The sequence below is a fragment of the Thauera sedimentorum genome, from assembly GCF_014489115.1.
Lineage (GTDB): Bacteria > Pseudomonadota > Gammaproteobacteria > Burkholderiales > Rhodocyclaceae > Pseudothauera > Pseudothauera sedimentorum.
Map to the genome: position 1 here is coordinate 519,774 of NZ_JACTAH010000002.1, position 23,699 is coordinate 543,472.

A 23,699-nucleotide genomic window follows, 5' to 3' on the forward strand; every position below is an offset into this window, starting at 1 on the left:
AAAGGAAGCACGTGGATTTTAGCCGTGAATTCATCGCCCTCGCCTGCCGCAAGGGCGTGCTCCGTTTTGGCTCCTTCATCACCAAGGCCGGGCGCAACTCGCCGTATTTCTTCAACGCCGGCCTGTTCGACGACGGCACCTCCTTCCGCGAACTGTGCGGTTTCTATGCGCGCGCCATCGAGGCTTCGGGCGTGGCCTGCGACATGCTGTTCGGCCCGGCCTACAAGGGCATCCCGCTGGTCGCCGGCGCGGCCATCCGCCTGGCGGAGAACGGCCACAACCTGCCCTTCGCGTTCAACCGCAAGGAAGCCAAGGACCACGGCGAAGGTGGCACACTGATCGGCGCCCCGCTCGCCGGCCGGGTGCTGATCCTCGACGACGTCATCTCCGCAGGCACCTCGGTGCGCGAATCGGTGAACATCATCCGCGCCGCAGGCGCCGAGCCGGCCGGCGTGGTCATCGCCCTCGACCGCATGGAGCGGGGCACCGGCGCGCTGTCCGCCGTACAGGAAGTGCGCGAGCAGTTCGGCATCCCGGTCATCGCCGTGGCAACACTGGAAGACCTGATCGCCTATCTCGCCGACAGTCCGCAACTCGCCGCCAACCTGGAGGCCGTCATGGCCTATCGTGAAAGCTATGGGACTTCCGCGTCGCGCTGACCTGCTGCTCCTCGCCCTGCTGGCGCTGCCGTTCGGCGCCCAGGCGCAGGGCGGGCGCACCATCTTCTGTTGCGAGGACGACGCCGGCCGGCCGGCGTGCGGCGACACGCTGCCGCCGATGTGCTTCGGCAAGGCCTACCGCGAGATCAGCCCGCAAGGCACGGTACGGCGTTACGTGGCCGCCCCGCTCACCGCCGAGGAGATCGCCCGTCGCCAGGCCGAAGAGCGGCAGCGCAAGGCGGAGGAAGCCCGCGCGCTGCAACAGCGCCGGCTCGACGAGGCCTTGCTCGAAACCTACGCCAGCCTGAGCGATCTCGACGCGCAGCGCGACCGCAGCCTGGCCGATGCCGGCAAGAGCATGCAGGAGCAGCGCCGCCGCCTGGAGGAGCTCGAGGCACGGCGGCAGAAGCTGGCGGAGGAACAGGAGTTCTACCGCGACCGCGAACTGCCCCCCGAACTGGCCAACGAACTGCGCGTGATCGAAGCCGAGATGGCCGCGCAGCGCGTCGTGCTCGACGCCAAGACGCGCGAACTCGAGACCATCCGCAGCCGTTTCGACGAAGACCGCCGGCGCTACCTGGAACTCACCCGCGACGCCCAGCCGCGACGCTGATGTCCACCGCCACCGGCCGTATCGTCCGCGCCGCCTGTCCGCACGACTGTCCGGACACCTGTGCAATGGAAGTCACCGTAGCCGACGGGCGCGCGGTGAAGCTGCGCGGGGCGGCCGACATGCCCTTCACCCACGGCGCGCTGTGCACCAAGGTCGCGCACTATCTCGAGCGGGTGTATTCCGACCAGCGCCTGCTGTATCCGATGAAGCGCATTGGTGCCAAGGGCGAGGGGCGCTTCACGCGCATCACCTGGGACGAGGCGCTCGACACCATCGCGCAGCGCTTCGGCGCCATCGCCGCCGACGACCCGCGCGCCATCCTGCCCTACTCCTACGCCGGCACCATGGGACTGGTGCACAGCTCGGGCATGGACCGCCGCTTCTTCCACCGCCTGGGCGCCTCGCTGCTCGACCGCACGATCTGCGCCTCGGCCGGCGCCTACGGCTGGAAGGCGACCATAGGCGCGTCGGTCGGCGCCGATCCGGAAGCGGTGGCCAACGCCCGGCTGATCCTGATCTGGGGCGCCAACCCGGTGGTATCCAACCTGCACGGCTGGCGTCACCTGCAGGAGGCGAAACGGCGCGGCGCCCGCCTGGTGTGCATCGACCCCTGGCGCACCCAGACCGCCGAGAAGTGCGACCTGCATCTGGCCCCGCTGCCCGGCAGCGATGGCGCCCTGGCGCTGGCGATGATGCAGGTGCTGATCGCCGAGGACCACCTCGACCACGACTACGTCGCCCGCCACACCACCGGCTTCGCCGAGCTGCGCGAACGCGTGCGCGAGTACACGCCGGAATGGGCCGCAACGCTCACCGGGCTGCCGGCCGACGCCATCCGCCAGCTCGCGCGCGACTACGCGGCGGCCGGGCACCATAGCCTGATCCGCCTCAACTATGGCCTCAATCGCCACGCCGGCGGCGGCATGGCGGTACGCAACGTCGCCTGCCTGCCGGCGCTCACCGGCGCCTGGCGCCAGCCCGGCTGCGGCGCGCTGCTGTCCACCTCGGGCAACTTCCCGGTCGACCAGCGCGCGCTGGAACGCCCCGACCTGTATCCCGATCCGGCGCGCTTCCCGCCCCGCACCATCAACATGACCACCATAGGCCGCGACCTGCTGGAAGCGTCCGATCCGCCGATCCGCGCCATCTACGTCTACAACTCGAACCCGCTCGCGGTGGCACCCGACGGCAACCGGGTGCGCCAGGGCTTCGCGCGCGAGGACCTGTTCTGCGTGGTGCACGAGCTCTTCCAGACCGACACCGCCGACTATGCCGACATCCTCCTGCCGGCCACCAGCCAGCTCGAGCACTACGACGTGCATACCGCCTACGGCCACCTCTACGCCCTGACCAACACACCGGCCATCGCCCCGCTGGGCGAGGCCAAGCCGAACAGCGAGGTGTTCCGCCTGCTCGCCCAACGACTGGGTTTCACCGAGCCGGCGCTGTTCGACAGCGACGAGGCGGTGGCCGCAGCCGCCTTCCGCCAGGGCGACCCCCGCACCCAGGGCCTGGGCGGCGCGCTGGACGAGCGCGGCTGGGCGCGCCTCAACCTGCCGCGGCCTTTTGCGCCGTTTGCCGCGGGCGGCTTCCCCACGCCCTCGGGCAAGTGCGAATTCCTCTCGCAGCGCCTCGCCGCCGCGGGGCTGGACCCGCTGCCGGCCTGGCACCCGCCGCGCGAATCGGCCCCGGTCAGCCCGGCCCTCGCGGCGCGCTACCCGCTGGCGCTGATCAGCCCACCGGCGCGCAACTTCCTCAACAGCAGCTTCGCCAACCTCCCGCGCTTCCTCGCCGCGGAAGGCGCCCCCAGGCTGGAGATCCATCCGCAGGACGCGGCCGCACGCGGCCTGGCCGACGGCGACGAGCTGCGCATCCACAACGCGCGCGGCGAATTCCGCGCCCGCGCCACGGTCACCGACCGCGTGCGCACCGGCGTGGTGGTGAGTCCGTCGATCTGGTGGCGCAAGCTCGCCCCCGACGGGCGCAACGTGAACGCGGTGACCAGCGACGCACTGACCGACTTCGGCGGCGGCGCGTGCTTCTACGACTGCCTGGTGGAGGTGGCGCGGGCATGAACGATGTCGAGCACACCCTGGATGCCGCCGCCGCCCTGTTCGGGACGGCACAGCGCATCCTCTTCATCACCGGCGCCGGCATCTCGGCCGACTCCGGCCTGCCCACCTACCGCGGCATCGGCGGGCTCTATCACGAACGCCTGACCGCGGAAGGCCTCAGCATCGAGGAAGCACTGTCGGGCGAGATGATGACCCACCGCCCCGACATCTGCTGGCGCTACATCGCCGAAATCGAGGCCAACTGCCGCGGCGCCCAACCCAATGCCGCGCACCGGCTGATCGCCGCGCTGGAACACGAGAAGCCGGCGGTATGGGTGCTGACCCAGAACGTGGACGGCCTGCATCGCGCGGCCGGTTCCAGGAAGCTGATCGAGATCCACGGCACGGTGCATCACCTGCGCTGCACCGAATGCCCGCACGAACGCGACGTGCCCGATTTCTCCGGCCTCGCGCTGCCGCCCGCCTGCCCGGTATGCGGCGGCCTGCTGCGCCCGGACGTGGTGCTGTTCGGCGAGATGCTGCCACAGCAGGGCATGGACCGGCTGGAAGCGGTGCTGCTGGGCGGCATCGACCTGGTGGTGTCGATCGGCACCACCAGCGTGTTCCCCTACATCGCCGGCCCGGTATGGTGGGCGCAGCAGCAGGGCATCCCGAGCATCGAGATCAACCCGGGCGACACCGAAGTGAGCAGGCTGGTCACCCACCGGCTGCGGATGGGCGCCGCCGATGCGCTGACCGCGATCTGGCGCCGCCTGCACCGGCCCGACCCCGCCGAGGACTGAGCGCCTCGGGCGGGGCCAGGCCCCAGGACGACCCGCCGGGTTCAGCGGTCCTTACAGCAGCACGCGTTCGATGCCGCCACTGTTGGCACGCGACACGTAGTCGGGCAGCCAGTCCTCGCCGAGCAGATGGCGGGCCATCTCCACCACGATGTAATCCGGCTCCACGCCGCCGGCATCGTTCGCGTAGCGGTGCATGCCCTGCAGGCAGGACGGGCAGGAGGTGAGCAGCTTCACCCGCGCGGTCGGGTCGTCGCCGCGCAGCTTGGCCGCCCCCTTCTCGATCTCTTCCTGCTTGCGGAAGCGCACCTGGGTGGAGATGTCCGGGCGGGCCACCGCGAGGGTGCCGGATTCGCCGCAGCAGCGGTCGGACAGGTCGACCCGCGTGCCCATCAGCTCGTTGGCCACCTTGATGCCCTGGTACTGCTTCATCGGCGTATGGCAGGGCTCGTGGTACATGTACTTCACGCCCTCCACGCCGTCGAGCCTGACGCCCTTCTCCATCAGGTACTCGTGGATGTCGAGCAGCCGGCAGCCGGGGAAGATCTTCTCGAACTGGTATTTCTGCAGCTGGTCCATGCAGGTGCCGCAGGACACGATCACCGTCTTGATGTCGAGGTAGTTCAGCGTGTTGGCCACGCGGTGGAACAGCACCCGGTTGTCGGTGGTGATCTTCTGACCCTTCTCGTCCTCGCCCGCGGCGGTCTGCGGATAGCCGCAGCACAGGTAGCCCGGCGGCAGCACGGTCTGCGCGCCGACGTGGTAGAGCATGGCCTGGGTGGCCAGGCCGACCTGGCTGAACAGGCGCTCCGAGCCGCAGCCGGGGAAGTAGAACACCGCTTCCGAGTCGCCGTTGACCTTCTGCGGGTCGCGGATCACCGGGATGACCTTGTCGTCCTCGATGTCGAGCAGCGCGCGGCTGGTCTTCTTGGGCAGGTTGCCCGGCATCGGCTTGTTGATGAAGTGGATCACCTGCGCCTTGACCGAGGCCTTGCCCAGGGTGGCCGGCGGTGCCTTGACCTGGGGCTGGACCAAGCCGAGCTTCTTGCCGAGGTCGTGGGCGACGCGCTGCACCTTGTAGCCCCACTCGATCATGCCGGTGCGGATCAGCTTGATGGTGGCCGGATCCTTGACGGTAAGGAAGGCCATCGCCGCCGCCTTGCCCGGGTTGAAGGACTTCTTGCCCTGCTTGCGCAGCAGGTTGCGCATCTTGATCGACACGTCGCCGAAGTCGATGTCCACCGGGCAGGGCTTCTCGCACTTGTGGCAGATCGTGCAGTGGTCGGCCACGTCCTCGAACTCGCTCCAGTGGGCGAGCGAGACGCCGCGCCGGGTCTGCTCCTCGTACAGGAAGGCCTCGATCAGCAGGGAGGTGCTGAGGATCTTGTTGCGCGGGCTGTACAGCAGGTTGGCGCGCGGCACATGGGTGGAGCACACCGGCTTGCACTTGCCGCAGCGCAGGCAGTCCTTGATGTCGTGCGCGATCTCGCCGACGTCGGTCTGCTCCATGATGATGGACTCGTGGCCCATCAGGTTGAAGCTGGGGGTGTAGGCGTTGTCGAGGTTGCCGCCCTTCATCAGCTTGCCGCGGTTGAAGCGCCCCTCGGGGTCCACCTTCTGCTTGTAGGCCCAGTAGCTGGCCATCTCGACATCGGTGAGATAGTCCAGCTTGGTGATGCCGATGCCGTGCTCGCCGGAGATCACCCCGTCCAGGCTGCGCGCCAGCGCCATGATGCGGTCGACCGCGCGGTTGGCGGTCTGCAGCATCTCGTAGTGGTCGGAGTTGACCGGGATGTTGGTGTGCACGTTGCCGTCGCCGGCGTGCATGTGCAGGGCGACGAACACCCGGCCGCGCAGGATTTCCTTGTGAATCGCGGCGATGCGCTCGCACACCGGGGCGAACACCGCGCCCTCGAAGATCTTGTCCAGGCGCGGCTTGAGCTCGGTCTTCCACGACACGCGGATGGAGTAGTCCTGCAGGCGATGGAAGAGCCGCGGCTCGGCCGCACGGTTGCTGAGCTCGCCCGCTTCCACGCCGTAGTCGGCGAACTGCGCCTCGGCCTCGGCCAGCGGCAGGTCCAGGCTGTCGAGCAGCCACTGCCAGCGCCGGCGCACGCCGGCGATGTAGTCGAGCGCGGCCTGGCGGCGGTCGCCGATGAACACGTCGCGGTCGATCTCCGCGTCGCCCTGGTCGAGCGGCAGTTCACCCTGCACATAGCCGGCCAGCGCATCGCACAGTTGCAGCTTGTTCTGGATGGAGAGCTCGATGTTGATGCGCTCGATGCCGTCGCAGTACTCGCCCATGCGCGGCAGCGGAATGACCACGTCCTCGTTGATCTTGAAGGCGTTGGTGTGGCGCGAGATCGCCGCGGTGCGCGAACGCTCCAGCCAGAAGCGCTTGCGCTGCTCCGGGGTGACCGCGATAAAGCCTTCCGAGCCGCGCACATTGGTCATGCGCACCACTTCGGAGGCGGCACGCATCACCGCGTCCTCGTCGAAGCCGACGATGTCGCCGATCAGCACCATCTTGGGCCGGCCGTGGCGCTTCGCCTTGGTGGTGTAGCCCACCGCGTTCACGTAGCGCTCGTCGAGGTGTTCGAGGCCGGCGAGCAGCACCCCGGCGGCATTGCCCGCGCCGCCCGGCTTGAAGTAGTCGGTGATCTCGACGATGGCCGGCACCGCCTCGCGCACCTGGCCGAAGAACTCCAGGCACACCGTGCGGGTGACCGGCGGCATCTTGTGCAGCACCCAGCGCGCGGCGACGATCAGCCCGTCGGTGCCTTCCTTCTGCACGCCCGGCACGCCGCCGAGGAACTTGTCGGTGACGTCCTTGCCCAGACCGTCCTTGCGACAGGCCGCGCCCGGCATGGCGAGCACTTCCTCTCCCAGCGGCGCGTAGCTCAGACCGTCGAAGCGGCGCAGGCGGAAATGCACCGTCTCCTGCTCGTGGATCTTGCCGAAGTTGTGATCCAGGCGCTCGACTTCCAGCCAGTTGCCGTCCGGCGTGACCATCTTCCACCACGCCAGGTTGTCGAGCGCGGTGCCCCACAGCACCGCCTTCTTGCCGCCGGCGTTCATCGCGATGTTGCCGCCGATGCACGAGGCCGAGGCCGAGGTGGGGTCCACCGCGAACACCCGGCCAGCGGCGGTGGCCGCTTCCGCGACGCGCTCGGTGACCACGCCGGCACCGGTGCGGATGGTGGCGTAGGGCTGGGCCATCGGCCCGTTCAGGCCGGGCAGCGCGAGCTCTTCCACCGCGCCGATGCCGATCAGCTTCTCGGTGTTGATCACCACCGAGCTGGCGTCCAGCGGCACCGCACCGCCGGTGTAGCCGGTGCCGCCGCCGCGCGGGATGATGGTCAGGCCGAGCTCGATACAGGCGCGCACCAGCGGCGCCATCTCGTCCTCGGTGTCCGGGTAGAGCACCACGAAGGGATACTCGACGCGCCAGTCGGTGGCGTCGGTGACATGGCTGACCCGCGCGTGGCCGTCGAAGCACACGTTGTCGCGCCGGGTGTGGCGGGCGAGCGCCTTCAGCACCGCCTTGCGGCGGCGCGCGGTATCGGCGAACCAGCGCTCGAAATCGGCCACCGCCTCGCGCGCCCGCGCCAGCAGGAAGGTGACCCGCTCATTGCCCTGGCGGCGCTTGTCCACCTCGTTGAGGCGGTGGCTGAGCGCACCGATCAGCGCCTCGCGGCGCTCGCGGCTGGCGAGCAGGTCGTCCTCGAGATAGGGGTTGCGGCGCACCACCCAGATGTCGCCCAGCACCTCGTAGAGCATGCGCGCGGAACGCCCGGTCACCCGCTCGGCGCGCAGCTCGTGCAGCACCTCCCAGGCCTCGGCGCCGAGCAGGCGGATGACGATCTCGCGGTCCGAGAACGAGGTGTAGTTGTACGGAATCTCTCGCAGGCGTTGGGTCATTGGAGCACCGGGCAAACTGCTGCAGGGAAACGCTCGATTCTAGCGAACCGCAGTGCACCATGCAGCAAAAATCAAGACCTTATGAAGTACAGGGGCATCCAGGCGCACCCCGCAGCGGGTGGACTGCAGCGCTGCGGGAGCGTTCGCCCGGAGCGCCGTTCAGCGCAGCGCGGCGGCGAGGGCGATCTCCACCCGCCAGCCGTCGCGCGCCAGTCCGGCCACGCGAACGCAGGCGCGGGAGGGCGCGCAGCCGGCGGGCACCCAGGCATCCCACACCTCGTTCATCCCATCGTAGTCGGCCATGTCGACCAGGTAGATGGTGGCGATCAGGATGCGCGACTTGTCGCTGCCGGCGGCCGCCAGCTGGCGCTCGATGCTGGCCAGCGTCTCGCGGGTCTGGGTGCGGATGTCGGTGCCCTCGCTGGCGGGCACCTCGACGAGATGAACGACCCCGGCGTGGGAAACGGAATCGGAATAGCGGGCGGTGGTGCCGCGGCGGACGATGTCGGTCATGGGGGCAGTCGGGAAGTGCTTGCGGACCCCAAGTCTACCGCAGCCGCGGCGCGGCGCCCGCGCACGGCGGCTGCGCCGGTGCGACCGATCAGGGCAGGCTGCTGAGGTAATCCACCACCGCGTCGATGTTGCGCTCGCCCAGTTGGGCGACCGCCGCAGTCATCGGCGCATAGAAACGCTCGCCGGACTGGGTGAGATAACGCCGCAGGCTGATCTTCAGGTATTCGGGTTGCTGCCCGGCCAGACGCGGAAAGTCTTTTGCGCCGTGGGCGTCGACCTGATGACAGCGCGCGCAATGCTGCTGGAAGAGCTTGCCGCCATCGGCCGCCTTGGCCCCGGGAGAGCTCACCGGCGGCACCGCACGGGAAGCGTACATCAGCGCGATCGAGGCCTTCTCGCGCTCGTTGAGCACCTTCATCAGGCCCTGCATGAACTCGTCCTTGCGCGCGCCCGAGAGGAAGGCCTCGATCTGGTGCAGCACGTAGGCCGGATGCTGGCCGGCCAGATTGGGCACGTTGGGGAACTTGCTGATGCCGGCTTCCCCATGACAGTTGGCACAGAAGAACGCCGCCTTGCCGCCTTCGGCGACCAGGGTCTGGTGCAGGGTACTGTCCTCGGCGGCCCGGGCCACGAGTTCCGCGGCGTTCTCGGCCGAAGCCGACGCGGCAGCGGTGGCCAGGCCACACGCCATCAGGAACCGCACGAAGAAAGACCATGCCCGCGACTGGCTGATGCGCATCGAATGCTCCCGCTAATGTCGTCCGGCGCGAACCTTCCCCGGTGGAGGCCCCGGCGCCCGGGCGCAAATCTTAACATCATGATCGCGCGAGGGGCGCAGCTCTTGCGAGCCGAAGCGCATGACATACCGCCAGCGCTCGCCGGCGACCCGCACGGGAGGTCCCGTGCGCCGTTGTCAGACGAATACCGGCTCGGGCTCGAGCTCGATGCCGAAGCGCGCCCGCACATCCGCGCGGATGGCGGTCGCGACACGCGCGACATCCCCCCCGGTGGCGCCGCCGCGATTGACCAGCACCAGCGCCTGGCGCTCGAAGCAGCCGACCGGCCCCAGGTTGCGCCCCTTCCAGCCGCACTGCTCGATCAGCCAGCCGGCGGCCAGTTTCACACTGCCGTCAGCCTGGGGGTAATGCGGCAATGCGGGCCAGCTTGCCGCCAGGCGGGCGAAGGACGCCGCATCGACCACCGGGTTCTTGAAGAAACTGCCGGCATTGCCGATCTCGGCCGGATCCGGCAGCTTGCGGCGGCGGATGGCGATGACCGCGTCCGACACCTGCAGCGCCGTGGGCGCCGCGCCGGCCACGGCCTGCACTTCGCGCGCAAGTTCCGCGTAGTCGAGGCGCGGACGCCACGGCCTGGGCAGCCGGAAGCACACCGAGGCGATCAGCCAGCGCCCGGGCTGGCGCTTGAACAGGCTGTCGCGGTAGCCGAAGGCACAATCGGCCGGCAGCAGGCGGTGCACCGTGCCGTCGTGCAGGTCGACCGCGGTGAGCGAATCGATGCGTTCGGCGACCTCCAGCCCATAGGCGCCGATGTTCTGTACCGGCGCCGCACCGACGGTGCCGGGAATCAGCGACAGGTTCTCCAGCCCCGGCCAGCCCTGGGCGATGGTCCAGCGCACGAAGTCGTGCCAGTTCTCGCCGGCCGCGGCCTCCACCCGCCAGGCCTGCGCGTCCTCGCCTGCGAGGCGGCGGCCGCGCAGCCCGACCTTGACTACCAGGCCGGCGAAGTCCCCGGTCAGCACCAGATTGCTGCCGCCGCCCAGCACCAGACGGCGCGGCGCGCCTTGCCAGCACTCGCTGCGCAGCATGGCCTGCAGGCCGGCGAGCGTGTCGATGTCGACGAACTGCGCCGCCCGCGCCGGCAGGCGGAAGGTGTTGAGTTCATCCAGTGCCACGCCGCTCCGCACGACCGGCATCGCGGACACGGTGTCAGTCGGCCCGCTGGGTGGCATCGCACAGTTCCGGGGCAATCGGGAAGAGCCTGTCGTAGGTCAGGTTGAAGACGAAGGCATAGGCCACATAGGCGGCCGCCAGGCCGATGTCGGCGAGCAGAGCCTCGACCCAGCCCATGCCGGTCCACGCCATGATCACCGGCAGGCTCATCAGCAACAGGCCGCCCTCGAAGCCGATCGCATGCACGACGCGCAGGCGCAAGGGGCGGCGGTCCGCAGTGCGCCCGGTGAGCCGCCCTTCGACCCAGTCGAAGGCGGTGTTGTAGCCCGCGTTCCACAAGGCGGCGATCAAGGCGATCACCGCCAGCAGGCCGATCGACTCGGCCAGCGGCACGCCGCTGGCCCAGGCGAAGGGCGGGGTGATCAGCAGCAGGCCGCCGACCTCGAACAGGGCGATCTGGCGCAGGCGGTCGGGCAGGGAACGGAGTCTGGGACTGGCGGCGGACACGGGCGGACGAACAGGCTTGCAGAGTCCGACAAGATAGGTCCGAAGGGCCCCGAAGGCAAGTTGTGCAACGCAACATCACGTAAGGGCCGCGGCTTGCGCGCGGCATTCCGCCGGATTGCGGAATTTGCACGATATTGAGCGCATTTTCGCCGTCGTTTTCCGCACGATTGCACCGGTCCGCGGCTGAGCGGATTCGCGCCCGGGCGCAGAACGCGCTAACATATTGGGCCAAACATATCTGGCGGCCAGGCGGATCCCGCTGCCGCACAGCAACATACGCCCGTACCGGCGGGGTGCCACGAGCGCCCGCACAACGAGCGAAGGAGGCACCCCGTTCATGCTCTCTCTGCTGCTGCCCATCGGCGCCCTGCTGGCCGGCATCGCCCTGATGCTGCTCGGCACCGGACTGCTCAACACGCTGCTCGCGCTACGCGGCAGCCTGGGCGGCTTCAGCGACCAGACCCTGGGGCTGATCGGCTCCGCCTACTTCATCGGCTTCTTCGCCGGCACGCTGGTGGCGCCCGGGCTGATCCGCCGCATGGGCCACATCCGTGCCTTCGCCTTCTTCGCCGCCGCCACCGCGGTCTGCGTGCTGCTGCACGCGCTGCACACCCATGACCTGTTCTGGATGCTGCTGCGGGTGATCACCGGCATTGCGCTGGTGGGCTTCTATGCGGTGATCGAGAGCTGGCTCAACAGCCAGGCGCCGGCCGAGCATCGCGGACAGATCTTCTCGGTGTACATGGCGGTCAACCTGTTCGCGCTGGCCGGCGCGCAGCAGTTTCTCAACCTGGCCTCGCCGGTGAGCTTCACGCTGTTCGCCGTGGCGGCGATCTTCGTCGTGCTCGCGCTGATGCCGGTGGTCGCCACCCGCCTGCCGCCACCGCCGATTTCCGACGCGCCGCGGATGCCGCTGTCGCGCCTGTGGGCCGCCGCGCCGGTGGCGGTTGCCGGCGCGCTGGCCTCGGGCCTGGCGATGGGCGCCTTCTGGGGGCTGGGGGCGGTCTACGCCGGACGCATCGGCCTGGTCGACAGCGACGTCGCCCTGTTCATCAGCATCACCATCGTCGCCGGCGCCCTGGGGCAGTGGCCGATGGGCCGCCTGTCCGACACCCTGGACCGGCGCCGCGCCCTGGCGCTGATCGCCGGCCTGGCCGCCGCGGGCGGTGTGCTGATCGCGCTGCTGGGCAGCTTCGACAAGTGGGTGCTGGCCGGCTGCGTGGTGTTCGGCGCAGCCGCCTTCGCCGTGTATCCGGTGGTGGTCGCCCACCTGATCGACCACCTGCGCCACGAGGAGATCCTGCCGGGCAATGCCGCCCTGCTCCTGCTGCACGGACTGGGCGCGGCCATCGGTCCGGCGCTCGCCGGCGCGCTGATGGGCTGGACCGGCGCGGCCGCGCTGCCCTTGTTCTTCGCGCTGATGTTCGCCCCCGCGGCAGCCTTCGCCTGGCTGCAGTCGCGCCGCGCCGCCGACGAGATCGTCGAAGAGGCCGCGCACTTCATGCCCATGCTGCGCACCTCGCCCGCGGTGCTGGAGATGATGACCCCGGGCGAGGAGCCGGCCAACCCCACGCCAGCGGAGGCGCCGCAGCCGGCTCCCGGCCACTAGCCCCTACTGCATTCCCATCGTTGTCGGCACTCGTGTCGGCGTTCATGCTTCAAGGAGAAACGCACATGTTGCTTGCCACCGATCTGGACGGCACCTTTCTCGCCGGCGACCCGGACAATCGCCAGCGCCTCTACCAGCTGATCAGCGCGCATCCGGAGATCAAGCTGGTGTTCGTCACCGGCCGCGGCCTGGAGGTGGTGCTGCCCATCCTCTCCGACCCCACCGTGCCGGTGCCGGACTACATCATCTGTGACGTCGGCGCCACCGTGGTGGACGGCCACACCCGCCAGGCGGTGCTGCCGCTGCAGACCGAGATCGAGTCGCGCTGGCCGGGCGAGCGCGCGGTGGCCGACGCCATGGCGCGCTTCGACGCGCTGGAACGCCAGGAGGTGCCGCAGCAGCGGCGCTGCTCCTACTTCTGCGGCGCCGACGCGGTGAGCGACGAGATCCGCCGCATTGCCGACCAACTCGGCTGCGACGTGCTGTACTCGGCCGACATGTACCTCGACATCCTGCCGCGCGGGGTGAACAAGGGCAGCACCCTGCACGGGCTGGTCGCCCACCTGGGCGTGCACCCGGACGAAGTGCTGGTGGCCGGCGACACGCTGAACGACCTCTCCATGTACGAGGCCGGCTTCAAGGGCGTGTGCGTGGGCGAATCCGAGCCGGCGCTGCTGGACGCCACCCGCGACCGCGCCCGCGTGCTGCATTCGCGCCACACCGGCTGCGGCGGCATTCTGGAGGCCATCGGCCACTTCGGCTTCCTCGGCCCGCACGGGGTCGATGCCGAACTGCGCGAGATCGAGGCCAAGGGGCGTTCCGACCTGGTCATGGTGTACCACCGCCTGCCCTACGAGGAGGCTTTCGAGGACGGCCGCCTGGTGCGCCGCCGGCCGACCTCGCCCAACGGCATCATCCCCACCCTGCTCGGCTTCTTCGGCGACGGCCGGCGCGGCGCCTGGGTGGCCTGGTCGATCCACGACCCCAAGAAGGCCATCCCCTTCGAGACCCACACCGACGTCGACCGCGAGCGCTTCCCCAATCTGGTGGCCGCGCGCGTCGCGCTCACCAAGAACGACGTGGATGTGTTCTACAAGCGCTTCTCCAAGGAAGCCTTCTGGCCCACGCTGCACACCTTCTGGGAGCGCGCGGTGTTCCGCGACGAGGACTGGGCGGTGTTCCTCAAGGTCAACCGCCTGTTCGCCGAGCGCACCGCGGCGGAAGCCGCCGACGGCGCGGTGGTCTGGCTGCACGACTACAACCTGTGGATGGTTCCGGCCTTCCTGCGCGAGCTGCGCCCGGACCTGAAGATCGCCTTCTTCCACCACACCTACTTCCCCTCGGCCGACGTCTTCAACGTGCTGCCGTGGCGGCGCGAGATCGTCGGCAGCCTGCTGCAGTGCGACTACGTGGGCTTCCACATCCCGCGCCAGGCGGAGAACTTCGTCGACGTGGCGCGCGGCGTGGCGCCGCTGAAGGTGCTGGAGATGAAGAGCTGTGCGCCGCGCTACCTCACCTACGGTTGCGCGGTGGGCCTGGAGGAAGTGACCACCGCGATCGAGGTCCATGGCCGGCGTATCGGCCTGGGCGCCCATCCGGTGGGGCTGGACGTGGGCCGCGTGCAGCAGGTGCTGAACGACCCGAAAACCACCGAACGCATGGCCGCGCTGCGCCAGGAACTGGCCGGCCAGCGCGTGATCCTGTCGGTCGAGCGACTCGACTACACCAAGGGCACGCTGGAGAAGCTGCTCGCCTTCGAGGCCCTGCTCGACGCCCATCCCGAACTGCAGGGCAAGGTCTCGCTGCTCACCGTGTGCGTGCCCGCGGCCCGCGAGATGACCATCTACGACGAGCTGCAGACCCAGATCGAACGGGCCGTGGGGCGCATCAACGGACGCTTCTCGCGCGTGGGCTGGACCCCGGTGCAGTTCTTCTTCCGCGCCCTGCCCTTCGAGGAGGTGGTGGCCTGGTACGCGATGGCCGACGTGATGTGGATCACCCCGCTGCGCGACGGTCTCAACCTGGTGGCCAAGGAGTACGTCGCGGTGCAGGGGCTCACCGAGGGGCGCGGCGTGCTGGTGCTGTCCGAGTTCGCCGGGGCGGCGGCCGAGCTGCACGGTGCGGTACTGACCAACCCCCACGATCCGGCGGACCTGCGCGACAAGCTCTACCTGGGCATCGCCATGAACCGCGCCGAGGCCGAGGCCCGGCTGCGCGAGCTGTTCGGCGTGGTCCAGCACAACGACATCCATCGCTGGGGCCAGGACTTCCTCGACTCGGTGGCCGAGACCATCGCCGCCCAGGCCGCCGTGCAGGACGGTGCCGCGGCCCTGGCCGAGGCCGGCTGACGCCAGCGCTGCGCTGCGGGCCGCGACCCGCAGCGCGCGCCTGCGGTTCACCCCGACTTTCCGTCACATCGGCGTTACGGTAATCTCCCCGCCCCAGAGGTGTAACAACAATCATCCAGACCTCGCCGCCGTCACATGGCGCGCGAGAGCCACGCGAGGGCGCCGATCCGGCGCGCGCGACCTTTAGGGAACGACATGTTAGAACTGGACGGCCTGGTCAAAGCCTTCGGGGGCTTTCACGCGGTCGACGGCTGTTCGATGCGGGTGAACAAGGGCGAGATCCTCGGCCTCATCGGCCCCAACGGCGCCGGCAAGACCACCCTCTTCAACCTCATCGCCGGCGCGCTGCAACCCACCTCGGGCACCATCCGCTTCCTCGGCGAAGACGTCACCCCGCTGTCCACCGACGCCTTGTTCCACAAGGGCCTGGTGCGCACCTTCCAGATTCCGCACGAGTTCCACCGCCTCACCGCGCTCGAGAACCTGATGATGGTGCCGCCGCAGCAGCCGGGCGAGAACCTGTTCGCCAACTGGCTGGCCTGGGGCAAGGTGCGCCAGGCGGAAGAGGAAACCCGCCGCAAGGCCGAAGAGACGCTGGCCTTCCTCGAACTGAGCCATGTGGCCAACGAACGCGCCGGCAACCTGTCGGGCGGGCAGAAGAAGCTGCTCGAGCTCGGCCGCACCATGATGACCGACGCCAAGCTGGTGCTGCTCGACGAGCCGGCCGCCGGGGTCAACCGCACCCTGCTGCGCAAGCTCGAGGAGAAGATCCTCATCCTCAACCGCGAGCGCGGCTACACCTTCATCCTCATCGAGCACGACATGGAGATGATCGAGAAGCTGTGCGCGCCGGTGGTGTGCATGGCCGAAGGCAAGGTGCTGATCCAGGGCGACTTCCAAACCGTAAGGCGCGACCCGCGCGTGCTGGAGGCCTACCTGGGCGAGACGGCCTCGGCGATCGAGCGCAACGAAGCCGAGCACGACCCCAAGATCGAAACCATGCGCGAGCAGGAACTGCCGCGGGAGGACCTCTGATGGCCCTGCTCGAGATGAGCAATGTACGCGGCGGCTACGGCGACGCCGACATCCTGCAGGGGGTGTCGATCACCGTCGCCGAGAAGGAGATCGTCGTCATCGTCGGCCCCAACGGCGCCGGCAAGTCCACCGCCATGAAGGCGGTGTTCGGCCTGCTCAACGTGCGCGGCGGACAGATCGTCTTCGACGGCGACGACATCACCGGCTGGGCGCCCAACCGCATCGTCCAGCGTGGCGTCTGCTACGTGCCGCAGGTGGACAACGTGTTCCGCGAGATGACGGTGCACGAGAACCTGGAAATGGGCGGCTTCCTGCGCCGCGGCGACCTGTCCGCCGCCTACGAGCGCATCTACACGCTGTTCCCCGACCTCAAGGCCAAGCGCAAGGATCTGGCCGGCAACCTGTCCGGCGGCCAGCGCCAGATGGTGGCCATGGGCCGCGCACTGATGCTCGACCCCAAGCTGCTGCTGCTCGACGAACCGACCGCGGGCCTGTCGCCCAAGTACATGGAGCAGATCTTCCAGATCACCCGCGACGTGCGCGACCACGGCGTCTCCATCCTGCTGGTGGAACAGCACGCCAAGCAGGCGCTCGCCTTCTGCGACCGCGGCTACGTGCTCGCCACCGGCGCCAACCGCCACGAAGGCACCGGCCAGGCGCTGCTCGCCGACCGGGAAGTGGCCGAGATGTTCCTCGGCGGCTGACAGGACCCCTTTACATGGACTTCTTGGATTTCATCAATTTCTACCTGGTTCCGGGCATCGTGCTCGGCTCCATCTACGCGGTCGGCGCCATCGGCATCACGCTGGTGTTCGGCATCCTGCGCTTCGCCCACTTCGCCCACGGCGACATGGCCACCCTGGGCGCCTTCCTCGCGCTCGCCCTGGTCGGCACCGGCATGGACCCGTGGACCGCGCTGCCGCTGGCGATGGTGGTCACCGCGGCAGTGGCGATCGCGGTCGATCGCACCTTCTACGACTACCTGGTGAAGCGCCCCAAGATCCTCACCGTGATGGCCTCGCTGGGCATCGCGCTGATGATCCGCTCGGTGGTGCAGGTGGTCTGGGGCGTGGACCCGCAGACCTACAGCCGCGGCATCGTGCGCCCCGACTCCTTCGGCGGCGTGCTGCTGCGCCCGCGCGAGATCTACACCCTGGCCACCGTGGTGATCATGGTGGCCGGCCTGATGGCCTTCCTGCACTACACGCGCTGGGGCAAGGCGATGCGGGCGATGTCCGACAACCCCGACCTGGCGCGCCTGTCAGGCGTGGACAACCGCATGGTCACCATGCTGACCTGGGCCATCGTCGGCGCGCTGACCGCGGCCTCCGGATTCATGCTGGGGATCAACACCGAGCTCAACTCGATGATGGGCTGGCACATGCTGCTGCCGATGTTCGCCGCGGCCATCCTCGGCGGCGTCGGCCGCATCGAGGGTGCGGTGGTCGGCGGGCTGATCGTCGGCCTGGCCGAGGAACTGTCGGTGCTGGCGATGCCGAGCCAGTACAAGTCGGCCACCGCCTTCGTCATCCTTCTCGCCATCCTGTTGCTGCGGCCCAGCGGCCTGTTCAAGGGTAAGGTGCTCTGACATGGAACTGACCGGCCTGCTCAACTACGCCCTGTTCATGGGCGTGCTCATCGGCATCTACGCCCTGCTGGCGCTGGCGCTCAACATCCACTGGGGCTTCACCGGCCTGTTCAACGCCGGCGTGGCGGGATTCTTCGCCGTCGGCGCCTACGTCTCCGGCATCCTCACCGGCACCCCGGCGGGCGACCGCCTGGGCGGCTTCGAGCTGCCCATCCTGGTGGGCTGGGTGGGGGCCATGGTGGCCGCCGGCGCGATTGCCTGGCCCATCGGCCGCATCTGCCTGCGCCTGCGCTCGGACTACCTGGCCATCGCCACCATCGGCGTGGCCGAGATCATCCGCCTGGTGGTCAAGAGCGAGGACTGGCTGACCGGCGGCCCGCGCGGCATCACCGGCATTCCCCGCCCCTTCGGCGACCTCGACTACGTCGCCTCCCAGGCCGCCTACCTGGTGCTGGTGGTGCTGGTGCTGGCGGCGGTCTACTGGGCGGTCGAGCGCCAGCTGCGCTCGCCCTGGGGGCGGATGATGAAGGCCATCCGCGACAACGAGTTCGCCGCCGCAGCCATGGGCAAGGACGTCGAAGCCCGCCGCCTGCAGGCCTTCATCTTCGGCTCGGCGATCATGGGGCTGGCCGGCGCGCTGTTCGTGCACTTCAACCGCACCATCACCCCCGAGGCGATCGACCCGATGATCGCCACCTTCCTGATCTGGATCATGCTGATCCTCGGCGGCTCGGGGAACAACCGCGGCGCCATCCTCGGCGCGGCGGTGATCTGGATCATCTGGTCCGCATCCGAACTGCTCACCGACCGCCTGCCGGCCGAGATGGCCACCCAGGCCAAGTACGTCCGCGTGTTCGTGGTCGGCCTGATGCTGCAGCTCGTGCTGCGCTTCCGCCCGGAAGGCATCCTGCCCGAGGAGTCGGTCCAGCGCGGCAGCGGGCGACCCGCTTCGCAACGCTGACGCGGCCGCGCCACCGCGTCATGCATTCAAGGTAGGATAGGCGTTCGCAGCCCGCAGCGGGGCTGCCTATTCGCAGCATTCGACAGCACTGAGCACATAGGAGACATACAAGATGACCCAAGCAAAACGTCTCGCCGCCGCAATCGCACTTGCCGGCACCGCCTTCACCGCCCCGGCCATGGCCGATGTCACCGTGGGGCTGCTCGGTGGCCTCACCGGCCCGATCGCCGGCATGGCGCCGGCCATGGTCGACGCCATGAAGCTCGCGATCAATCAGGCCAATGAGCAGGGCGGCGTGGCCGGCGGCAAGATCAACGCCGTCGTCGGCGACTCGGCCTGCAACCCGCAGAACGCCACCGATGCCGCCACCAAGGCAGTGAACGTTTCCGGCGCCATCGGCGTCGTCGGCCCGGCCTGCTCCGGCGCCGTGCTGGCCGCCGCCAACTCGGTCACCGTGCCGGCCGGCGTGCTGACCATCACCTCCTCGGGCACCTCGCCCAAGATCACCGAACTGGCCGACAAGGACCTGGTGTTCCGCACCGTGCCGTCCGACGACTTCCAGGGCCGCGCCCTGGCGCGCACCCTGAAGGCGCGCGGCGTGGCCAAGGTGGCCGTGGCCTACGTGAACAACGACTACGGCAAGGGCCTGGCCGAAGCCTTCAAGGACGAGTACGAGAAGGCTGGCGGCGCGATCGCCGGCTACGCCGGCCAGGAGGACAGCAAGGCCTCCTACCGCTCCGACCTGGCCGAACTGGCCAAGGGCGGCGCCGACACCCTGGTGCTCTTCCACTACGGCAACAGCGCCGGCCTGACCCTGCTGCGCCAGGCGATCGAGAACGGCTTCTTCAAGAACTACGTGGGTGCCGACGGCATGCGCGACGAGGCGCTGATCAAGACCCTGGGTGCCGAGAACCTCGGCACCTTCCAGGTCTCCGCCCCGCGTGGCGAAGCCGGCGCGGCCTTCGACGCCTTCTCCGCGGCCTTCCGCAAGGCCGGTGGCGACCCCAACGCCACCTTCGCGGCCACCTCCTACGACGCGGCCTTCCTGATGGCGCTGGCGGTCGAGAAGGCCGGCGGCAACAAGGCCAAACTCGGCGAGTCGCTGCGTGCCGTGGCCTCCGCCCCGGGCGAGCCGATCCTGCCGGGCGAATGGGCCAAGGCCAAGAAGCTGATCAGTGAAGGCAAGGACATCGACTACAAGGGCGCCGCCGGCGACCATGAGTTCGACAAGGCCGGCGACGTGCCGGGCGCCTACTCCTTCTTCAAGGTCAGCGGCAGCACCTACGAGGCCGTCGCCGACATGAAGTAAGCAGCGTCCGTCTCGCTCCGGCGAGGTGCGCTTCGAGGGCCGTGCGGGGCAACCCGCGCGGCCCTTTGTCTTTCCAGGCCGACCGCACGGCCCACGACACCCGGACGTCACGAATGGGTGCGCAGTTGCAGCATCGGGCACCACGACGGTGCACGTCCGCGTGGATGCAAGCCGCGGCGCCGGTGAAAACCCGCGATTCCAGGCCTTCTACTGCGCTGCAAAAACCTGGCATGCGACATGCTATGGATACTCCTGCCCGGCATACTCCGGGCGGCGCACAGGCCGGTTAGGGATTTCCCTAAAGGCATTGCGCACGCGGGTTTTCGGGCGAATACTCGTCTCCCGCAAGCTTGGCGATCGATCAGGATCGCAGGTCTTTCTGCCGCGGGAGGACAACCCGTCCGTCATTCGCGGCTCGTTCTTCCATTGCTGTCGATCACACTTGGAGATACCCGATGAAAATTGTACGAACCACGCTGGCCTCCGCCATTGCCGTCGCCGCCCTCGGCCTGTCCGCCCAGGCGAACGCCGGCACCACGCTCGACGCCGTAAACAAGAAAGGCTTCGTGCAGTGCGGCGTCAGCGACGGCCTGCCCGGCTTCTCCTACACCGATTCGAAGGGCGCCTATCGCGGCATCGACGTCGACGTCTGCCGTGCGGTCGCGGCCGCCGTGTTCGGTGACGCCAACAAGGTCCGCTACACCCCGCTGACCGCCAAGGAGCGCTTCACCGCGCTGCAGTCGGGCGAAGTCGACGTGCTGTCGCGCAACACCACCTGGACCAGCTCGCGCGACGGCGGCATGGGCATCAGCTTTGCCGGCGTGACCTACTACGACGGCCAGGGCTTCCTGGTGAACAAGAAACTGGGCGTCAAGAGCGCCAAGGAACTGGACGGCGCCGCGGTGTGCATCCAGGCCGGCACCACCACCGAACTGAACCTGTCCGACTACTTCCGTGCCAGCGGCATGAAGTACACCCCGATCACCTACGACAAGTCCGACGAGACCGTGAAGGCGCTGGAAGCCGGCCGTTGCGACGTGCTGACCTCCGACCAGTCGCAGCTCTACGCGCAGCGCATCAAGCTGGCCGACCCGGAAAGCTACGTGGTGCTGCCGGAGGTGATCTCCAAGGAGCCGCTGGGGCCGTCGGTGCGCCAGGGTGACGACGAGTGGTTCAAGATCGTCCGCTGGGCCCTGCTCGCCCAGGTGCACGCCGAGGAGCTGGGCGTGAGCTCGGCCAACGTCGAGGATCTGGCGAAGAGCTCCAAGAACCCCGACGTGCGCCGCCTGCTGGGCGCCGAAGGCGAGTACGGCAAGGACCTGGGCCTGCCCAAGGACTGGGCGGTCAAGATCATCAAGCAGGTGGGCAACTACGGCGAGATGTTCGAACGCAACGTCGGCATGGGTAGCGAGCTGAAGATCGCCCGCGGCCTCAACGCCCTGTGGAACAAGGGCGGCCTCCAGTACGCGCCGCCGGTCCGCTAAACGGACCCTCACGCCACCGCCTGCGGGCGGTGGCGTTCGTTTAACCCTCCCCCAAGAACTCCACAGGGTCTGTCATGCAGAATCCGGTAACCGGGCCGTCCGTGCGCGGCTCCTTGGTGACCGACCCGAAGGTCCGCGCCTGGACGTTCCAGATCCTGGCCATCGCCACCGTCGTGGCCGTAGGCTGGTACCTGTTTCACAACACCCAGAGCAACCTCGCGCAGCGCGGCATCACTTCGGGTTTCGCCTTTCTCAACAACTCTGCCGGTTTCGGCATCCTGCAGTCGCTGATCGACTACACCGAAGGCGACACCTACGGCCGCGTCTTCGTGGTCGGCCTGCTGAACACGCTGCTGGTGTCGGCGCTCGGTATCGTCATCGCCACGATCATCGGCTTCGTCGTCGGCGTCTCGCGCCTGTCGCCCAACTGGCTGATCAGCCGTCTGGCGGCGGTGTACATCGAGATCTTCCGCAACATCCCGCCCTTGCTGCAGATCTTCTTCTGGTACTTCGCGGTGCTGCGCGCCATGCCGCCGCCGCGCGGCAGCCACGCGGTCGGCGACGCCGTCTTCCTGAACATCCGCGGCCTCTACCTGCCCTCGCCCACCATGGCCGACGGCTTCTGGTTCTTCGTCGCCGCGCTCGCGCTGGCGGCAACCGGCTGCGTGGCCCTGGCGCGCTGGGCGCGCGCGCGCCGCGAAGCCACCGGCCAGCGCTTCCCGGTGTTCTTCGCCAGCCTGGCGCTGGTGATCGCACTGCCCGGCCTGGCCAGCCTCGCCGGCGGCGCCCCGTTCACCTGGGAAGTGCCGGAACTGACCGGCTTCAACTTCCGCGGCGGCTGGGTGGTGATCCCGGAACTGGTGGCGATCACGCTGGCGCTGTCGATCTACACCGCGGCCTTCATCGCCGAGATCGTGCGCTCCGGCATCCAGGCGGTGAGCCACGGACAGACCGAGGCGGCACGTTCGCTCGGCCTGCGCCCCGGCCACATCCTGCGCCTGGTGATCATTCCGCAGGCCATGCGGGTGATCATTCCGCCGCTCACCAGCCAGTACCTGAACCTGGTCAAGAACTCCTCCCTGGCCGCCGCCATCGGCTACCCCGACCTGGTGTCGGTGTTCGCCGGCACGGTGCTCAACCAGACCGGCCAGGCCATCGAAACCATCGCCATCACCATGTCGGTGTATCTGGCGATCAGTCTCAGCATCTCGCTGCTGATGAACTGGTACAACAAGCGCATCGCGCTGGTGGAGCGCTGAGCCGATGAACGCTACGACACATAGCTTCAAACCCGATCTGCCGCCGCCGAGCATGTCGGTCGGCGTGCAGGGCTGGTTGCGCGAGCACCTGTTCTCCAACTGGATCAACACCGCGCTGACCTTCCTCGCCCTCTACCTGATCTGGCTGATCGTGCCGCCGGTGATCAACTGGGTGTTCCTCGACGCCACCTGGAGCGGCAGCACCCGCGAGGACTGCACTCCCGGCGGGGCCTGCTGGGTGTTCATCCAGAGCCGCTTCTCGCAGTTCATGTACGGTTTCTATCCCAGCGAACTGCGCTGGCGGGTGGACCTCACCGTGCTGGCGGCGATACTCGGCGCGGTGCCGATCCTCGTGCGGGCCATGCCCAAGCGCTGGATCTACGCCATCGGCTACCTGCTGGTCTACCCCTGGCTGGCGTTCTGGCTGATGTACGGGGGCCTCGGCCTGGAGATCGTCGAGACCAGCCAGTGGGGCGGCCTGATGCTGACCCTGGTGATCGCGGTGGTCGGCATCGCCGGCGCGATGCCGCTGGGCATCCTGCTGGCGCTCGGGCGGCGCTCGCACATGCCGGCGATCCGGGTGCTCTGCGTGACCTTCATCGAGTTCTGGCGCGGCGTGCCGCTGATCACCGTGCTGTTCATGTCCTCGGTGATGCTGCCGCTGTTCCTGCCCGAGCAGGTCAGCTTCGACAAGCTGCTGCGCGCGCTGATCGCGGTCACGCTGTTCGAGGCCGCCTACATCGCCGAGGTGGTGCGCGGCGGCCTGCAGGCCATCCCCAAGGGGCAGTACGAGGCGGCCGGAGCGCTCGGCCTGGGCTACTGGCGCACGATGGGCCTGGTGATCCTGCCGCAGGCGCTCAAGCTAGTGATTCCCGGCATCGTGAACACCTTCATCGCGCTGTTCAAGGACACCAGCCTGGTGATCATCATCGGCCTGTTCGACCTCTTCAACAGCATCCACCAGGCCACGGTGGACCCGGCCTGGCTGGGCTTCGCCACCGAAGGCTACGTATTTGCCGCGGCGGTGTACTGGATCTTCTGCTTCGGCATGTCGCGCTACTCGATGCGGCTGGAACGCCGCCTGCACACCGGGCACAAACGATAGGAACGCGTCGGAAATGACTGACAA

Annotated in this window: 19 protein-coding genes; 14 read left to right on the plus strand and 5 right to left on the minus strand. The window is 68.6% G+C overall.

All coding sequences use genetic code 11. The features are described 5' to 3' along the window. The first annotated feature begins 11 nt into the window (after positions 1 to 11). The 4 genes from pyrE to IAI53_RS12275 are packed head-to-tail and all read left to right on the plus strand — an operon-like array spanning position 12 to position 4,129. Positions 12 to 659 (plus strand): orotate phosphoribosyltransferase, encoded by a 648-nt coding sequence (gene pyrE, locus IAI53_RS12260; protein WP_187718478.1) that lies wholly within the window; start codon positions 12 to 14, stop codon positions 657 to 659. Beyond that, positions 637 to 1,272, plus strand: coding sequence for a hypothetical protein (locus IAI53_RS12265; RefSeq protein WP_187718479.1), 636 nt, complete (start codon positions 637 to 639; stop codon positions 1,270 to 1,272). Before pyrE ends, IAI53_RS12265 begins: the two co-directional genes overlap by 23 nt. After that, positions 1,272 to 3,347 carry a molybdopterin-containing oxidoreductase family protein gene (locus IAI53_RS12270; RefSeq protein ID WP_187718480.1) on the plus strand — a complete coding sequence of 692 codons (2,076 nt, stop codon included), beginning with the start codon at positions 1,272 to 1,274 and terminating at the stop codon, positions 3,345 to 3,347. The genes IAI53_RS12265 and IAI53_RS12270 overlap by 1 nt, the downstream gene beginning before the upstream one ends. Then, positions 3,344 to 4,129, plus strand: a complete 786-nt coding sequence (locus IAI53_RS12275; protein WP_187718481.1) for an NAD-dependent deacylase — start codon at positions 3,344 to 3,346, stop codon at positions 4,127 to 4,129. Before IAI53_RS12270 ends, IAI53_RS12275 begins: the two co-directional genes overlap by 4 nt. A gap of 51 nt (positions 4,130 to 4,180) precedes the next feature. Here IAI53_RS12275 and IAI53_RS12280 read toward each other — a convergent pair whose 3' ends face one another. The 5 genes from IAI53_RS12280 to IAI53_RS12300 form a co-directional block, all read right to left on the minus strand. Further along, positions 4,181 to 8,047: a DUF3683 domain-containing protein gene (locus IAI53_RS12280; RefSeq protein ID WP_187718482.1), complete on the minus strand. Its 3,867-nt coding sequence runs from the start codon at positions 8,045 to 8,047 to the stop codon at positions 4,181 to 4,183. A gap of 159 nt (positions 8,048 to 8,206) precedes the next feature. Continuing rightward, a complete protein-coding gene (locus IAI53_RS12285; protein ID WP_187718483.1) occupies positions 8,207 to 8,560 on the minus strand; it encodes a RidA family protein in 354 nt (117 codons plus the stop codon). Between the two features lie 88 nt (positions 8,561 to 8,648). Then, entirely contained in the window at positions 8,649 to 9,299 is a 651-nt protein-coding gene (locus IAI53_RS12290) for a c-type cytochrome (protein WP_187718484.1), read from the minus strand. A gap of 174 nt (positions 9,300 to 9,473) precedes the next feature. Continuing rightward, positions 9,474 to 10,493 carry a UDP-N-acetylmuramate dehydrogenase gene (gene murB / locus IAI53_RS12295; protein WP_187719423.1) on the minus strand — a complete coding sequence of 340 codons (1,020 nt, stop codon included), beginning with the start codon at positions 10,491 to 10,493 and terminating at the stop codon, positions 9,474 to 9,476. 13 nt (positions 10,494 to 10,506) lie between these two features. Beyond that, complete coding sequence (locus tag IAI53_RS12300; RefSeq protein ID WP_187718485.1) at positions 10,507 to 10,977, minus strand: PACE efflux transporter; 471 nt, start codon at positions 10,975 to 10,977, stop codon at positions 10,507 to 10,509. Positions 10,978 to 11,314: 337 nt separating this feature from the next. Between IAI53_RS12300 and IAI53_RS12305 the strand changes: the two genes are divergently transcribed. The 10 genes from IAI53_RS12305 to IAI53_RS12350 all read left to right on the plus strand — a co-directional run bounded on the left by IAI53_RS12305 (position 11,315) and on the right by IAI53_RS12350 (position 23,675). Next, positions 11,315 to 12,586: an MFS transporter gene (locus IAI53_RS12305; RefSeq protein ID WP_187718486.1), complete on the plus strand. Its 1,272-nt coding sequence runs from the start codon at positions 11,315 to 11,317 to the stop codon at positions 12,584 to 12,586. A gap of 65 nt (positions 12,587 to 12,651) precedes the next feature. Further along, on the plus strand, positions 12,652 to 14,934 hold the full coding sequence (gene ggpS / locus IAI53_RS12310) for a glucosylglycerol-phosphate synthase (protein WP_187718487.1): 2,283 nt from the start codon (positions 12,652 to 12,654) through the stop codon (positions 14,932 to 14,934). A 195-nt stretch (positions 14,935 to 15,129) separates the two neighbouring features. Next, positions 15,130 to 15,969, plus strand: coding sequence for an ABC transporter ATP-binding protein (locus IAI53_RS12315; protein ID WP_187718488.1), 840 nt, complete (start codon positions 15,130 to 15,132; stop codon positions 15,967 to 15,969). After that, complete coding sequence (locus IAI53_RS12320; RefSeq protein WP_187718489.1) at positions 15,969 to 16,673, plus strand: ABC transporter ATP-binding protein; 705 nt, start codon at positions 15,969 to 15,971, stop codon at positions 16,671 to 16,673. Before IAI53_RS12315 ends, IAI53_RS12320 begins: the two co-directional genes overlap by 1 nt. A gap of 14 nt (positions 16,674 to 16,687) precedes the next feature. After that, on the plus strand, positions 16,688 to 17,557 hold the full coding sequence (locus IAI53_RS12325; protein ID WP_187718490.1) for a branched-chain amino acid ABC transporter permease: 870 nt from the start codon (positions 16,688 to 16,690) through the stop codon (positions 17,555 to 17,557). Between the two features lies 1 nt (position 17,558). Further along, positions 17,559 to 18,518: a branched-chain amino acid ABC transporter permease gene (locus IAI53_RS12330; RefSeq protein ID WP_187718491.1), complete on the plus strand. Its 960-nt coding sequence runs from the start codon at positions 17,559 to 17,561 to the stop codon at positions 18,516 to 18,518. Positions 18,519 to 18,630: 112 nt separating this feature from the next. Further along, positions 18,631 to 19,827 carry an ABC transporter substrate-binding protein gene (locus tag IAI53_RS12335; protein WP_187718492.1) on the plus strand — a complete coding sequence of 399 codons (1,197 nt, stop codon included), beginning with the start codon at positions 18,631 to 18,633 and terminating at the stop codon, positions 19,825 to 19,827. 455 nt (positions 19,828 to 20,282) lie between these two features. After that, the gene (locus IAI53_RS12340; protein WP_187718493.1) at positions 20,283 to 21,311 is read left to right on the plus strand and encodes an amino acid ABC transporter substrate-binding protein; all 1,029 of its coding nucleotides are present in this window, start codon (positions 20,283 to 20,285) and stop codon (positions 21,309 to 21,311) included. Positions 21,312 to 21,385: 74 nt separating this feature from the next. Further along, positions 21,386 to 22,570, plus strand: coding sequence for an amino acid ABC transporter permease (locus tag IAI53_RS12345; RefSeq protein WP_187718494.1), 1,185 nt, complete (start codon positions 21,386 to 21,388; stop codon positions 22,568 to 22,570). A 4-nt stretch (positions 22,571 to 22,574) separates the two neighbouring features. After that, a complete protein-coding gene (locus IAI53_RS12350; protein WP_187718495.1) occupies positions 22,575 to 23,675 on the plus strand; it encodes an amino acid ABC transporter permease in 1,101 nt (366 codons plus the stop codon). Positions 23,676 to 23,699: the final 24 nt, after the last annotated feature.

What these genes read in the sequence shown, in the direction of transcription:
- IAI53_RS12305 (WP_187718486.1), top strand. Translation starts at nt 11,315, where the DNA reads ATGCTCTCTCTGCTGCTGCCCATCGGCGCCCTGCTGGCCGGCATCGCC.
- IAI53_RS12280 (WP_187718482.1), bottom strand. Translation starts at nt 8,047, where the DNA reads ATGACCCAACGCCTGCGAGAGATTCCGTACAACTACACCTCGTTCTCG.
- IAI53_RS12285 (WP_187718483.1), bottom strand. Translation starts at nt 8,560, where the DNA reads ATGACCGACATCGTCCGCCGCGGCACCACCGCCCGCTATTCCGATTCC.
- IAI53_RS12290 (WP_187718484.1), bottom strand. Translation starts at nt 9,299, where the DNA reads ATGCGCATCAGCCAGTCGCGGGCATGGTCTTTCTTCGTGCGGTTCCTG.
- IAI53_RS12265 (WP_187718479.1), top strand. Translation starts at nt 637, where the DNA reads ATGGGACTTCCGCGTCGCGCTGACCTGCTGCTCCTCGCCCTGCTGGCG.
- IAI53_RS12275 (WP_187718481.1), top strand. Translation starts at nt 3,344, where the DNA reads ATGAACGATGTCGAGCACACCCTGGATGCCGCCGCCGCCCTGTTCGGG.
- IAI53_RS12315 (WP_187718488.1), top strand. Translation starts at nt 15,130, where the DNA reads ATGTTAGAACTGGACGGCCTGGTCAAAGCCTTCGGGGGCTTTCACGCG.
- IAI53_RS12270 (WP_187718480.1), top strand. Translation starts at nt 1,272, where the DNA reads ATGTCCACCGCCACCGGCCGTATCGTCCGCGCCGCCTGTCCGCACGAC.
- IAI53_RS12340 (WP_187718493.1), top strand. Translation starts at nt 20,283, where the DNA reads ATGAAAATTGTACGAACCACGCTGGCCTCCGCCATTGCCGTCGCCGCC.
- murB (WP_187719423.1), bottom strand. Translation starts at nt 10,493, where the DNA reads ATGCCGGTCGTGCGGAGCGGCGTGGCACTGGATGAACTCAACACCTTC.
- IAI53_RS12320 (WP_187718489.1), top strand. Translation starts at nt 15,969, where the DNA reads ATGGCCCTGCTCGAGATGAGCAATGTACGCGGCGGCTACGGCGACGCC.
- IAI53_RS12325 (WP_187718490.1), top strand. Translation starts at nt 16,688, where the DNA reads ATGGACTTCTTGGATTTCATCAATTTCTACCTGGTTCCGGGCATCGTG.
- IAI53_RS12350 (WP_187718495.1), top strand. Translation starts at nt 22,575, where the DNA reads ATGAACGCTACGACACATAGCTTCAAACCCGATCTGCCGCCGCCGAGC.
- IAI53_RS12330 (WP_187718491.1), top strand. Translation starts at nt 17,559, where the DNA reads ATGGAACTGACCGGCCTGCTCAACTACGCCCTGTTCATGGGCGTGCTC.
- IAI53_RS12345 (WP_187718494.1), top strand. Translation starts at nt 21,386, where the DNA reads ATGCAGAATCCGGTAACCGGGCCGTCCGTGCGCGGCTCCTTGGTGACC.
- IAI53_RS12335 (WP_187718492.1), top strand. Translation starts at nt 18,631, where the DNA reads ATGACCCAAGCAAAACGTCTCGCCGCCGCAATCGCACTTGCCGGCACC.
- ggpS (WP_187718487.1), top strand. Translation starts at nt 12,652, where the DNA reads ATGTTGCTTGCCACCGATCTGGACGGCACCTTTCTCGCCGGCGACCCG.